Here is a 12555-nt window from a genome sequence, read left to right on the forward strand (position 1 = left end):
TCAGGACCGCGCCAACGCGCGGTCGAGTTTGTGCAATGTCTGATAAAGGACCCGGGCGCCGTCCGCCAACTGCCCGGGCTCCAGCCACTCTTCCGGGCAATGGCTGCGCCCGTTCAGGCAGGGCACGAAGATCATGCCCATCGGGCCTGCCGCGGCCATGTAGGCCGCATCATGACCTGCGCCGCTGGGCAACACCATGCTCGCAAGCCCCAGTTCCTGCGCGGCCTCGCCGATCGTCCGCATGACCGCGGGCGAGCAGTCGGTGGGTTGCGCATCCGTGAGCGCGCGCATCGACGCGCGCAGTCCGGCTGCTTCCAGCCGGGGCTCCACCGCCTCCAGCACGCGTTCCGGAAAGACGCGCAGCACGGCGCTGTCGCCGCTGCGCACCTCCAGCGTCATCCGCACCGCGCCGGGCACCGCGTTGGCCACGTTCGGCGTCATTTCCAGCCGGCCCACCGTCGCCACCACGTAGGCTGGGCCGCCCAGATAGACGTTCGCCCGGTTGCGCGCTTCGAGGACGATCTCGGCCGCGCCGGCCAGCGCGTCGCGCCGGATGTCCATGGGCGTCGTGCCCGCGTGGTCCGGGCGCCCCAGCACCTCGATCGCGACGCGGCGGATGCCCACGATGCTGCTGACCACGCCTATCGGCAGGCCGCGGCTTTCCAGCACCGGCCCCTGCTCGATGTGCAGCTCCACGAAGGCGGCGTTGGGCGTGCCGCGGCGGTCCGCCGAGCCGATGGCCGCGACGTCGCCGCCGATGCGGGCAATGCCTTGCGCCAGCGTCTCGCCCGCCGGATCCTCCTGCGCCAGCAGGTCCGGCGTCAATGCGCCGGCCAGGGCGCGGCTGCCCACGCAGGACACGCCGTAATCGCTGGGCTCCTCGGACAGGAAATCGATGATCTCCAGCGGATGCTCGAAGCGCAGGCCGTCTTCCTGCATGCAATGCGCGATCTCCAGCCCGGCCAGCACGCCGGCGATGCCATCGAACCGACCGCCGTCGATCACCGTATCGCAATGCGAGCCCGTCGCCAGCGGCGGCAGGCCGCCGCGACGCCCGGGCCGGCGGCCGATCAGGTTTCCCGCCGCGTCGACCCGCGTCTCCAGTCCGGCCTCGCGGAACGACTCCGCCAGCCAGGCGCGCGCGGCGGCGAACTCCGGGCCGAAGGCGCGGCGCGTCCAGGGCGCCCCTGGGCGCGTGAATTCGGCCAGCCGCTGCACCCGCTGCCACAGCCGGTCCGCGTCGATGCGGGGAGCGGCGGTCAACGCGAGGCTCCCGCTGCGGGACGCAGGAAGCGGCCGAAGCCCGCCTCATTGCGGATCGCGCCGTCGTAGGCCAAGCGCCCGCGGCAATAGGTGGCGCTGACTCGCACGCTGAATTCCATGCCCTCGAACGAACTCCACTGCACGGCGGACAGGCTGCCGGCGGGGTCGAACGCGTAGCGCTCCGGCGTGAGCAGCGCCAGATCGGCGTCCTGCCCCACGGCCAGCCCGCCTTTGCGATCGTGCAGCAGGAAATGACGCGCCGGATTGGCGCTCAGCTGCCGCGTAACCATCGTGGGCGAAATGCCGCGGTCTTCGCAACCCGTCCAGAAGGCCGGCAGCAACGTTTCCAGGCCCGGCCCGCCGGAGGAATTCTTGAAGACGTTGGGGTTCTGCTTGCGCTCCAGGCCCCAGCTCACGTGGTCCGATGACACGAAGGTGCAGTCGCCCCGGGCAATGTGGGTCCACAGCCGCTCGACTTCGTCCTTGGGCCGGATCGGCGGGTAATGCTTGGTCTTGGCGCCGAAGCGCCGGGTGTGCTCTTCATGATTGAGCATCAGGTACTGCACGCAGGTCTCGATCGAGACGGCGTGCCCGCTGCGGCGGTACATATCGTGGATCTCGAAGCCACGCGCGGTGGAAACGTGCACCACGTGCGCGCGCGCCCCGGTCTCGGCGCCGATCTCGTAGATGCCCGCGGTCGCCAGGTTCTCGATCAGCGGCGTGTGCGCGCGCATGAAGGCGTCCCAGCCGGTATCGCCGGCCTCGACCATGCGGGCAATGTTCTTGCGGGTCAGCTCCTGGTTCTGGTTGTGCACCCCGCAAGCCAGGCCCGAGGGCGCGATGAGCCGGAAGGCCTCGTACAGCATATCTTCCTCGACGCGGGGGAAGCGGCCAGGGCTGGCCTCGAAGGTCGAGAACTTGAACGCGCACACGCCGCCCTCGATCAGGCCACCGGCCGCGCCCAGGCCGTGGATATCGTTGAGCGTGCCGTATAGCGCCACGTCCACATGGCAGTCACGCTCGACCTCGGCGATCTTGGCGTCCAGGCTGGCCCGGCAAGCGACGGGTTCGGGATCGTCGTAGGGCATATCGACCATGGTGGTCACGCCGCCGGCAGCCGCCGCCCGCGACGCATGGCCCAGGCCCTCCTGGTTGGCCTGGCTGGCCGCATGGACCTGGCCATCGACCACGCCGGGCACGATCCACAGGCCGCGCGCATCGACGCGGTCCCGCGCCATGGGGGCATCCGACCCGCCCAGGCATTGCCCGCGGGCCGCCACCCGCCCGTCGCGGATGCCGATCCAGCCGTCCTGCACGACGGCGTCGGCATCCACGATATTGCCGCGCACCACCAAGTCGAAGTCACTCACGTCAGCCATCCTCAAGACAGGGGAGCAGGCAGTATAGGAAGGACAAGCCACAATGGCTTATGCTTATTTGTGCCATTTTCATAATCTCGTGTTATCGATCGGAAATGAAAATAAACCTGCGTCAGATCGAAGTTTTCCGCGCCATCATGCTGGCGCGCTCCATCAGCGGCGCGGCCAAGGTGCTCAACGTGTCCCAGCCGGCCGTCAGCCGGCTGGTCGCCTACACCGAGCAGCGCCTGGGCATTCAATTGTTCGAGCGCATCAAGGGGCGCATCTACCCCACGCCCGAAGCCAACCGGCTCTTCATGGAAGTCGATTCGCTCTATCAATACGTCACGCGCGTCAACGAGGTGGCCGAAGACCTGATCCACCAGCGCACGGCGTACCTGCGCGTGGCCTGCAGCGCCAACCTGAGCCAGTCCCTGATGCCGCGCGCCATCAGCGCCTTCGCGCGCGCGCACCCCGACGTGCAGGTCGTCCTGCGGACCATGAGCCCCGGCGCCTTGCTGCAGGCCTTGCTGGAACGGCAATTCGAGATCGGCGTGGCCCACATGCCCATCGGCCACCCCAACCTGCGCGTACATCCGCTGTGCGAGACTGGCTGGTCGGTGGCGATCCCGCGATCGCATCCGCTCGCCAGGCGCCGCAAGATCCTGGTCCAGGACCTCGAAGGACAGAAACTGATCGGCTACGCCACGGATATCCCATTCGCGCAATCGCTGCGCGACGTGGCCGAACGCGCCGGCAGCCTGCTGCGCTTCAGCATCGAGGTGCAGCAGGCCCACGTCGCCTGGGCCCTGGCGGAGGAGCAGACCGGCATCGCGCTGGTGGATACGCTGACCGCGTCGCGGCTGGCCCACACCGACGTGGTGGTCAAGCCCCTGGCCACCGACGTGCGGGTGAACGTGGACGCTTTCCACCTCCTGTACGAGCCACTGGGCCGGCCGGCGAAAGACTTCCTCAAAACCTTGAAGACGCTCACGCCCTGATCAGGTAAGCCGCGCCGCTGCCAGCGCCCGGGCCGGTCGAAGCGGTCTGCCCATCTCTCCGAATGTGGCATGAACCAACCGGCCACGACGATCCTAGACTTCCCGTTCGCCCCGCTGGCCATTCAGCCGGGCTTCAGACGAACGCGGAGTGACCCATGAATGCATCGCCGCCCGGCCTTCGACCCGCCGATTTCTTTTCCCCCACCGTCGCCGCCCTGATCTCTGTGCTGGTGAACTACGGGGGGACCTTCGTCCTGGTGTTCCAGGCCGCCGAACTTGCCCGGCTGTCGCCGGCCCAGACCGCGTCCTGGGTGTGGGCGGTGTCCATCGGCGTCGGCGTCACGGGCGCGCTGCTGAGCTTCCGCTACAAGGCGCCCATCATCACGGCGTGGTCGACGCCCGGCGTGGCCTTCCTGGCTACCGTGATGCCCTTCACGTCCTATGGCGAAGTGATCGGCGCCTACATGGTCTCGGCGCTGGGCTTCATCGTGCTGGGCCTGTCCGGCGCCTTCGAGAAGCTCGTCCGCATGATTCCAGGCGGCATCGCCGCCGGCCTGCTGGCCGGCATCCTGCTGCAATTCGGCGTCAATGCTTTCGGCGGCGCCAGCATGGATCCGGCGCTGGTGATCGTGCTGGTGATTGCTTATGCTCTGCTCAAGCGCTTCACTTCGCGTTTCGCGGTGGTCGGCATTCTCGTCATCGGCGTGGGCCTGCTCATCGCGCAGGGCAGGATCGATTTTTCGGCGATCCATCTCAGCCTGGCCGCGCCGGTGTTCGAAATGCCCCGGTTCTCGCTACAGGCCCTGCTGGGGGTCGCGCTGCCGCTCTTCGTCATCACGCTGACCGGGCAATACATGCCGGGCATGCTGGTGCTGCGCAACGACGGCTACCGGACCAGCGCGAATCCCATCCTTACCGTGACGGGCCTCGGGTCGCTCGTCATGGCGCCGTTCGGCGCGCACGCCTTCAACGTGGCGGCCATCACGGCGGCGATCTGCACGGGCAGGGACGCGCACGAGGATCCCGCCAAGCGCTACGTGGCAGGGCTGGCATGCGGACTGTTCTACATCCTGGTGGGCACCTTCGGCGTCACGCTGGCGACCTTGTTCATGGTGCTGCCCAAGGCGTTCATCACGACGCTGGCCGGCCTGGCGCTATTGGGCGCCATCGGCGGCAGCCTGGCGAACGCGGTGGCCGACGCCCGCACCCGCGAAACCGCGCTCATCACCTTCCTGGCCACCGCCGCCAACGTCACGATGCTGGGCGTGGGCGGCGCGTTCTGGGGCCTGGTGGCCGGCCTGACGGCGCACCTGCTGATCCATGGCGGGCAGCCCCGGCTGGCCGCCGGCCCGGCCAAGCCATAGCGCCCGCGATTCCCTCCCATCCCTTTCCTACACTGGACCCGCCACCCCCAAACTGCCCATTCGGACGGACTCGCGCTGCCCGCCGTCAACGCCCTTCCCCTGCGACAGGCCGACCCCGACATCTGGGGCGCCGTCGATGCCGAGCGGCATCGCCAGGCGCTTTCCCCTGCCCTATTGAGATCGAGCCAGCCGGCGGCCTGGGCCGAGCCGCCGCCGGCCAGCCAGCGCGTTGGCCAGGCGCAGCATCGCGGCCTCGATCTCGTAGGTCGTCAACGCGGCATAGCCCAGCAGCCAGCCCTGCCGCCGTTGCGCGCCCGCGTATAGCCGCTCCAGGCCGGCCAGCTTAACGCCGGCGGCCGCCGCCAGGCGGATGGTTTCCTCTTCCTGCCATCCGCGTTCCAGCAAGCAGGGTATCTGCAGCCCGCCCGGCGGCCGGATGGCCGTCGCGATGCCGCCGAGATGCCTGTCTATCGATTCGAAAAGCGCCTGCCTGCGCCCGGCGTAGAGCTTGCGCATCGCCCTGACGTGGGCGTTGTAATGGCCGTGCTCCATGAAGCGCGCCAGCGTCAGCTGCAGGACTTGGGGGGTATGTCCATCCATGATGCTGCGCGCGCGTGAAAAAGCGCCCACCAGCTCCTGCGGCAGCGCCATGTATCCCATCCGGAGGCCGGGGTAGAGCGTCTTGCTGAACGTGCCGAGATAGATGGTCCGCTGATGCCTGTCCAGGCCCTGCACGCAGGCGGTCGGCAGGCCATCGTAGTGGAACTCGCTGTCGTAGTCGTCCTCGATGATCCATTTGCCGTTCGCGGCGGCCCAGCCCGTCAGCTCCAGCCGGCGCGCCAACGACAGCGTGACGCCCGTCGGATACTGGTGCGACGGCGTCACGTAGACGCAGTTCGCCCCACTGCGATCCGCCCGCAGCAGGTCCGTGCGGATGCCCTGCGCGTCGACGTCGATGGGCACGATCCGGACCTCCGCGGACTCGAACGCCTTTCTTGCGCCGAAGTAGCCCGGATTCTCCATCAGGATGGGCTTGCCCGCGTCCACCAGCAGTTGCGCGCACAGGTACAAGGCCTGCCGCGTGCTGCTCAGGACCAGGATCTGTTCCGGGGCGACCTTGGCCCCGCGCTCCAGGTTCAGATAGGCGGCGATGGCCTTGCGCAGCGGTTCGGCGCCTTGGGGGTCGCCATGAAGCAAGACGCTGGCGCGGTAATCCTTCAGCACCTGCCGTTGCAGGCGCTCCCAGACGTCGACGGGAAAGTTCCGGGTTTCCGGCAGGCCGGTGGCGAATGCCTTGATCGATTGCTGGTCGGCGATCCCGCCGCTGTCCAGAATCATCCTGCCGCGCCGGCTCAGGCCGGCCCCCGGTTCCGCAGCGCGGCTTGCCGGATCGGGCCGAGCCCGCCCGCGCGCCGCGCCGCGCAACTGCGTGCCCACCGAGTCGGACACGTAGCTGCCCGAGCCTTCTCGGCGCACGATGTAGCCGTCTCGATGCAATTGCACGTAGGCATTCTCGACGGTATCGCGGGCAACGCCCAGCGATTTCGACAGGACGCGGGTCGCGGGCAGTTTCACGCCCGGACCCAGCGCGGTGTCGAGTATCAGTGCACGCAGCGCACGCTGGATGCGCTGGTTCAGGTCCAGGCGCTGGAGGTCCTCGTCGTTCAGGCGGATCTTCAGCGTCTCGAGCTCGAATGTCTTTGCCATGCGGTCTGCCCAATAGGATCAATCTAGCCTGTGAAGACCGGCCATTCTATCCACGGTCGCGCGCTGGCGGTACCCCGCTGCCGGCCTTCAGGCCGCAGTGCCTGCATCCGGCTCCGCCGGCCAGTAGAATGAATCGGGCGTGTTGCGGGCGCCGAAGATCGCCTGCCCGACACGGACCACCGTTGCCCCTTCTTCGATCGCGATCTCGTAATCGCCGGACATGCCCATCGACAGTTCATCCAGGCCGATGCCGTCCGGGGCTTCCTGGCGCAACCGGTCGCGCAGCGCGCGCAGCAGGATGAAGCATTGGCGCACGCGCGCGGGTTCCGCGGAGAACACCGCCAGCGTCATCAGTCCACGCACGCGCAGCGCCGGAAAGGCCGGCAGCTCCCGCAGGAAGGCCGCCGTCTCGTCCGGATGCAGGCCGTACTTGCTGGCCTCACCGGAGGTATTGACCTGCACGAACACGTCCAGCGCGCGCCCTTCGGCCTGCAGCCTGCGGTCGAGCGCCTCCGCCACCCTCAGGCTGTCCAGCGCCTGGAATTCCGCGGCGTAGCGCGCCACGAGCTTGGCCTTGTTGGTCTGCAAGTGGCCGATGACCGACCATTTCAAGTCGGCCAGGTCGGCCATGGCTTCCCACTTCCGCGACACTTCCTGAAGCTTGTTTTCCCCGAGGTAGCGGCATCCCGCCTCATAGGCAAGCCGGATGCGCGCCTCTTCCACGGTCTTGCTGACCGGCAGCAGGCGCACGCTTGCGGGATCGCGTCCGGCGCGTTGGCACGCTGCCGCGATGCGCGCGTGCACCGTGTCCAGGTTGCGGCGGAAGTCCTCGACCGTTTCGGCCTTCGGCCAAAGGCCATGCTGGTCGTGCTGCGTCTGGGTGCCGCCGCCCAGGCCCTGGATGTCGTCGTTCATGCCTGCACCTCGCGTAGGAACGTAACGCGGACCGGATGCGATCCGCGCCGGCCCTGGTTTTTGTCATAGGTCAAACAATATAATGACCTATCGATATGAACGCAACCTTGGGGCTGCGCCGCGCTAGCCCTTGGCGGCCAGCCAAACGCGCGGGGACGCTCCCAAACGCTGCCTGAACACCTTGGACAGGGAAGACGCGCTGGCGAAGCCCAGCTCCACCGCGACCTGTTTTACCGGCCGGCCCGAACGCATCATGGACGCCGCAAGACTTAGGCGCCAATCCGTCAGATAGGCCGCCGGCGTGGAACCGGTGGCTTGCTTGAACGCCGCCGCGAAGGCGCTGCGCGACATGCCCGCGACCTCCGCCATTTTCGCGAGCGGCCATTCGTCGCAAGGCGACCGGTGCACGGCCACCAGCGCCCTCGCCAGGCGCGGGTCCGACAGGCCCATGATCAGGCCGCTCGTCACGCCGGCCTCCTCGGGATGGTCCACGATCCATCTGAGCAGCTGGATCAGCACGACTTCGAACAGCCGGTCGGCCAGCAGGCGCGAGCCGCAGCGCACGTGATCGGCTTCGGCGAACAGCAGGTCCAGCGCCGGCCTCAAGCCATCGACCGCGTCCAGCGGCACCCGGATGAAGGGCGGCAGCGACTGCACGAGGGGATTGCGGTCGCCTCCATCGAAGTCGAGCGCCGCGCAGGTGAAATCCGGGCCGTCCACGGGCGGATTCACGAATTCATGGCGCAAGGCGCGCGGATAGAACAGCAAGGTAGGTTCGTCCAGGCGCAGGCGCGGCGCGACGGCTTCACCTGGACGATGCCGCAATTCCATCGCCCCGCGGCGCAAAACGTGCAGAAAGCCGCGCCCGGGCACCGCCTCGAAAGCCTGGGCGCCGCACAGCGCGCCCGTATGGAACAGGGTGGCGCGCACGCGGAAGCGGTCCAGCAGCGCCGACAGCCGGTCTACCTGGGAAATGGCAGGGTCACTCATGATTTGGACGAATGGACAATATTTATGGAAATTAAAGCACTTATCGTCCAGCAATACTACGTAAGATTTCAATCAACCACCCGATAGGGATGGCCTTCTTCCTTATTTCAGGAGTTACCGACATGTCCCGAGTCCCTCTTATCGATGCCAGCAACACCACCGCCGACCGCCAGGCCTTGTTGGCGCAGGTCCAAGGCGCCTTCGGCGCCACGCCCAATATGTTCCGGGCCGTCGCCAACTCTCCGGCGGCGCTCAAAAGCATGTGGGGCGCGTTCGGCGCGCTGGGCGCGGGCGTCATCCCCGCCAGGCTGGGCGAGCAGATCGCCGTGGCCGTGGCTGACCGCAATGGTTGCGAGTACTGCCTTGCGGCCCATACCGCGCTGGGCCGCAAGGCAGGCGCCAGCGCCGAGGAAATGTCCGCCGCCCAGGCCGGCAATGCCGCCGATCCCAAGACCGCCGCGGCGCTGCGCTTCGCGCTGCAGCTGGTCGAGGCCCGCGGTCAATTGAGCGACGCCGACGTGCAGGCCGTGCGCGCAGCGGGGTTCGACGACCAGGAGATCGTGGAGATGCTTGCGCACGTGGCGCTGAACCTGTTCACGAACTACGTCAATGTGGCCTTCGCCGTTCCGGTGGATTTCCCGGCGGTGAGGCTGCGGCGAGCCGCCTAACCCAGGCTGGCGCGGATATCGCGCGCCAGTTCCCGGCACTGGCTGGGCTCCAGTTCCGTCACCGTGATGCGCAGCCCTTCGACGGGATCCTGGACGGCGAAGGCATCGCCATGGCGCACCAGCCAGCCCCGCTGGGCCAGGGCGAGGGCCACGGCCTGGCCGCCGCCGTCCAGCGGGATCCAGAGATTTAGGCCGTCACCCTGGGCCGCGCAAGAAACGCCCTGCTCGCGCAGCGCGCCCTCCAGCGCCTGCCGGCGCCGGGCATAGTCTTCACGAGCTTGCGCAATCTGCCTGGCCACCTCGGGCCGGCCCAGCGTGACCTCCACCATATCCTGCAGCAGATGGCTTACCCAGCTGGTGCCGGACGCGAGCCTCCCGCGCAGTTGCCGGGACGTCGCGGGATCGCTCGCAACCATGGCCACGCGCACGTCGGGCCCCAGCGCCTTGGTCAACGACCTGACCAGCGCCCAGCGCTGCGCGCCCGCCGGCAGCGCCGAGTGGTATTGTGCGCCGGACAGCAACGCGAAGTGATCGTCCGCGATGACCATTGCTTGGGGATGCTTCGCCAGCGCGCGCGCCAGCGCCCGCGCGCGCTTCGCGCTCAGGCTGCAGCCGGTCGGGTTGTGCGCGCGCGGCGTCAGGATGACCGCCCGCGCGCCCCTGGCCAGCGCGTCCTCCAGGGCCTGGACCTGCATACCCTCGGCGTCGACCGGCACCCCGACCGCCTGCAGGCCGGCGATGCGCAGCATGTTGATGCTGCTGAGAAAGCAGGGGTTCTCCACGGCCACCTTGTCGCCCGGAACCAGGTGCGAGCCGAGCAACCGTTCGATGGCGTCCACCGCGCCATGGGTAAGGTCGACCTCGAAAGGCGCGGGGCAATCCGGCGCGAACCAGGCCCGCGCATAGGCTTCCAGGCCCGGGTTGACGGTGGGTTCGCCGTAAAGCCGAGGCACGTATGGCCGGATGGCCAGCGCCGCGGTGATGTCCGGCAGCCAGGCCCGCCCCGGATTGCCGCTGGCCAGGTCCACGAGCGGCGTATCGGCCAGCGCGCCCTCCTGCTCGCCGGGGCCGGAGGGCTCGCGGATGAGGGTGCCAAGGCGCCCCTGCGTCACCGCGATGCCCGCGGACGCCAGGCGCTTATAGGCCGCGGCGACGGTATTGCGGTTGATGTCCAGCTCGGCCGCAAGGTCCCGCACGGGGGGCAGGGCCTGGCCCGGCCGCAGCTGCCCCGATTGCAGCAGCGCGCGCACGCAGTCGAAGATCTCGGCGGCGGTCTTTCCTTGTATTTTCATATCGTCCCAAGACAATGCCATTCCAGGCGAAGGCAGCCCTGAGGCCAGATCGAATCAATGCGCGAGTTTGACACGATTGCATAGCCGGCGAAAGCGCGCTACAAGGCTTCCGGACTCCCCTTGAGCCTGATCTCGGCCACGGTCCTCTCGCCTCGCTGCTCCAGCGAGAAAGCGTATCTGTCCACGTATCGCAGCGCCAATCGGCGGCAGAGATTCCCCAGCCCGCCACCGCCTTTGGCGAGGTCGAAGGGCGCCTGCAATTGTCCGGGGTTGTCGACTTCAATGATCAACTCGTCGCCTGCGAGCCGGGTGCGGATCCGGATCTGGAACCTGTCGTGCTGGGCCCGCATGCCGTGCTTGATGGCGTTCTCCGCCAGGCCCTGCAACGTCATGCGGGGAATATTGATCTCCAGCGTGGCCGGGTCTATCTGGCAGCGGCATTCCAGCCGCTTGTCGAACCGCAAGGCCTGTATGCGGATGTAGGCCTGCGCGGCTTCGATTTCCTCCTCGAGCCGGGACAGCCCCCGCCCCCGCCTGTCCAGCGAATACCGCAGGTAGCCAGCCAGGCTGCGGGTCATTTCCTCGGCGATGGCGGGCCGCTCGGCGATCTCAGCCACGATGGTATTGAGCGCGTTGAAGAGGAAGTGAGGCTCGATCTGCGACTGCAGGTGTTCGAGCTCCAGCCTCAGGGACCGTGTTTCGGCCCGCATCTTGGACAGGCGCTCGGTGCGCGCTGCAAGCTCCGCCGACACGCCGAAATAGATCAATGTCCAGATGGACAGATCCCCATGTAGTAGATGAAGCCCAGCCGGTATTGGTTGCCGGGAACCACCCTGATCGTTTCGGAAGCGAACAGGCCGTGGATGCCGTAGGCGATCAGCGCCAGCAGCGCGGACGCGGCCAGGCACAGCAGCACCGCGCAGGCCAGGACCAGGAGCGGCGCATCGGCCTTGTCCGAGCGCCGCCCGTGCAGCACAGCGGCCGCGCTGGTCATCGCGAACGCCAGCGGCTCCAGGCCCAGCGTGAGCCAGAACGCCACGACCGCATTGCCGAACACGGCCAGGCGGATGAAGAACCCCACGAACGCCAGGAACATCCACCCCACGATCTGGGCGCGCCAGAACCCCGGCGCGGAATCCCCCTGGCTGAGTTCCTGGCTGACGGATGTGAAGATCATGGACGCCCCCTCTCGAAGCCGGATTTTCGCGATGGACAGGGTTCACTGAACACCGCATATGGCCTTATATTTACCCGCGTGCTGGACCGGAAAACTATACCCGCCCCGTCCGGGCGGCAAGGAGGAAAATGCTGCGCGTGCTGATCGTGGACGATGAAGCCCCCGCGCGGCGCTACCTGCGCCGCCTGCTCGAAGCCGCGGGCGAAGTCCAGGTCGCGGGCGAAGCCGCCACCGTCGAACAGGCTCAGGCATTGCTGCGGCAGCTTCGCCCCGACGCCGTTTTCCTGGATATCGAACTGACGTCCGGCACCGGATTCGACCTCCTGCATGGCCCCGGCCCGGCGCCGGCGGTCGTGTTCGTCACCGCGCACGACGATTACGCCGCCCGCGCCTTCGACGTCGAAGCGGTCGACTACCTGCTCAAGCCCGTGCGCCCCGACAGGCTGGTCCAGGCCCTGGCGCGGCTGCGCCCCCGCTCGGCGGGCTACCTGTCCATGCGGACGAAGGCCGGCACGAAACTCATCAAGATCCACGAGCTGACGCTCGCGCAGGCCCAGGGAGACTACGTGCTTCTGTGCGGCGCCGAGCGCGCGAACGAGCTGATGCACATCACGCTCAAGCGGCTCGCGGCGCAGCTTCCATGCCCGCCCTTCTGCGCCCTGTCCCGGTCGATCATCATCAATCTCGAGCATATCTCCCATCTGTCGCAGCTTTCCGGTTCCCAGACCGAAGTGGCGTTCATCAACGACGTCGCGCCCGTCGTCCTGGGCCGCGTCGCATCGCTGCGGCTGCGGCGGGCCGTGGCGCAGTCCTGAGCGCC

At 67.9% G+C, this 12555-nt stretch carries 12 protein-coding genes; 4 read left to right on the top strand and 8 right to left on the bottom strand.

What is annotated here, in order from left to right; genetic code table 11:
• Both JL37_RS20750 and JL37_RS20755 read right to left on the bottom strand, forming a co-directional pair.
• Entirely contained in the window at positions 1-1263 is a 1263-nt protein-coding gene (locus tag JL37_RS20750) for a Zn-dependent hydrolase (protein WP_043546450.1), read from the bottom strand.
• Positions 1260-2633 carry a dihydroorotase family protein gene (locus JL37_RS20755; protein WP_043546453.1) on the bottom strand — a complete coding sequence of 458 codons (1374 nt, stop codon included), beginning with the start codon at positions 2631-2633 and terminating at the stop codon, positions 1260-1262. Before JL37_RS20755 ends, JL37_RS20750 begins: the two co-directional genes overlap by 4 nt.
• A 104-nt stretch (positions 2634-2737) precedes the next feature.
• Here JL37_RS20755 and JL37_RS20760 point away from each other — a divergent pair, with 104 nt between their 5' ends.
• Positions 2738-3622, top strand: coding sequence for a LysR family transcriptional regulator (locus tag JL37_RS20760; protein ID WP_043546455.1), 885 nt, complete (start codon positions 2738-2740; stop codon positions 3620-3622).
• A gap of 155 nt (positions 3623-3777) precedes the next feature.
• Positions 3778-4986, top strand: coding sequence for a benzoate/H(+) symporter BenE family transporter (locus JL37_RS20765; protein ID WP_043546456.1), 1209 nt, complete (start codon positions 3778-3780; stop codon positions 4984-4986).
• A gap of 171 nt (positions 4987-5157) precedes the next feature.
• Here JL37_RS20765 and JL37_RS20770 read toward each other — a convergent pair whose 3' ends face one another.
• The 3 genes from JL37_RS20770 to JL37_RS20780 all read right to left on the bottom strand — a co-directional run bounded on the left by JL37_RS20770 (position 5158) and on the right by JL37_RS20780 (position 8598).
• A complete protein-coding gene (locus tag JL37_RS20770) occupies positions 5158-6693 on the bottom strand; it encodes a PLP-dependent aminotransferase family protein (RefSeq protein WP_052097459.1) in 1536 nt (511 codons plus the stop codon).
• An 87-nt stretch (positions 6694-6780) separates the two neighbouring features.
• Positions 6781-7608 carry a YggS family pyridoxal phosphate-dependent enzyme gene (locus JL37_RS20775; RefSeq protein WP_052097460.1) on the bottom strand — a complete coding sequence of 276 codons (828 nt, stop codon included), beginning with the start codon at positions 7606-7608 and terminating at the stop codon, positions 6781-6783.
• A gap of 123 nt (positions 7609-7731) precedes the next feature.
• Positions 7732-8598, bottom strand: a complete 867-nt coding sequence (locus JL37_RS20780) for an AraC family transcriptional regulator (RefSeq protein WP_043546458.1) — start codon at positions 8596-8598, stop codon at positions 7732-7734.
• 122 nt (positions 8599-8720) lie between these two features.
• Between JL37_RS20780 and JL37_RS20785 the strand changes: the two genes are divergently transcribed.
• Positions 8721-9266, top strand: coding sequence for a carboxymuconolactone decarboxylase family protein (locus JL37_RS20785; RefSeq protein WP_043546459.1), 546 nt, complete (start codon positions 8721-8723; stop codon positions 9264-9266).
• Here JL37_RS20785 and ptsJ read toward each other — a convergent pair.
• The 3 genes from ptsJ to JL37_RS30930 all read right to left on the bottom strand — a co-directional run bounded on the left by ptsJ (position 9263) and on the right by JL37_RS30930 (position 11735).
• Positions 9263-10558 carry a transcriptional regulator PtsJ gene (ptsJ, locus tag JL37_RS20790; protein WP_043546460.1) on the bottom strand — a complete coding sequence of 432 codons (1296 nt, stop codon included), beginning with the start codon at positions 10556-10558 and terminating at the stop codon, positions 9263-9265. The two genes, JL37_RS20785 and ptsJ, sit on opposite strands and share 4 nt — an antisense overlap.
• 98 nt (positions 10559-10656) lie before the next feature.
• The gene (locus JL37_RS30925; RefSeq protein ID WP_231570401.1) at positions 10657-11325 is read right to left on the bottom strand and encodes a sensor histidine kinase; all 669 of its coding nucleotides are present in this window, start codon (positions 11323-11325) and stop codon (positions 10657-10659) included.
• Positions 11322-11735, bottom strand: coding sequence for a hypothetical protein (locus JL37_RS30930; RefSeq protein WP_231570402.1), 414 nt, complete (start codon positions 11733-11735; stop codon positions 11322-11324). Before JL37_RS30930 ends, JL37_RS30925 begins: the two co-directional genes overlap by 4 nt.
• A 128-nt stretch (positions 11736-11863) precedes the next feature.
• Here JL37_RS30930 and JL37_RS20800 point away from each other — a divergent pair, with 128 nt between their 5' ends.
• On the top strand, positions 11864-12550 hold the full coding sequence (locus JL37_RS20800) for a LytTR family DNA-binding domain-containing protein (protein WP_043546461.1): 687 nt from the start codon (positions 11864-11866) through the stop codon (positions 12548-12550).
• Positions 12551-12555 lie beyond the last annotated feature (5 nt).

The organism is Achromobacter sp. RTa (assembly GCF_000757485.1).
Classification (GTDB): Bacteria; Pseudomonadota; Gammaproteobacteria; order Burkholderiales; family Burkholderiaceae_B; genus Achromobacter.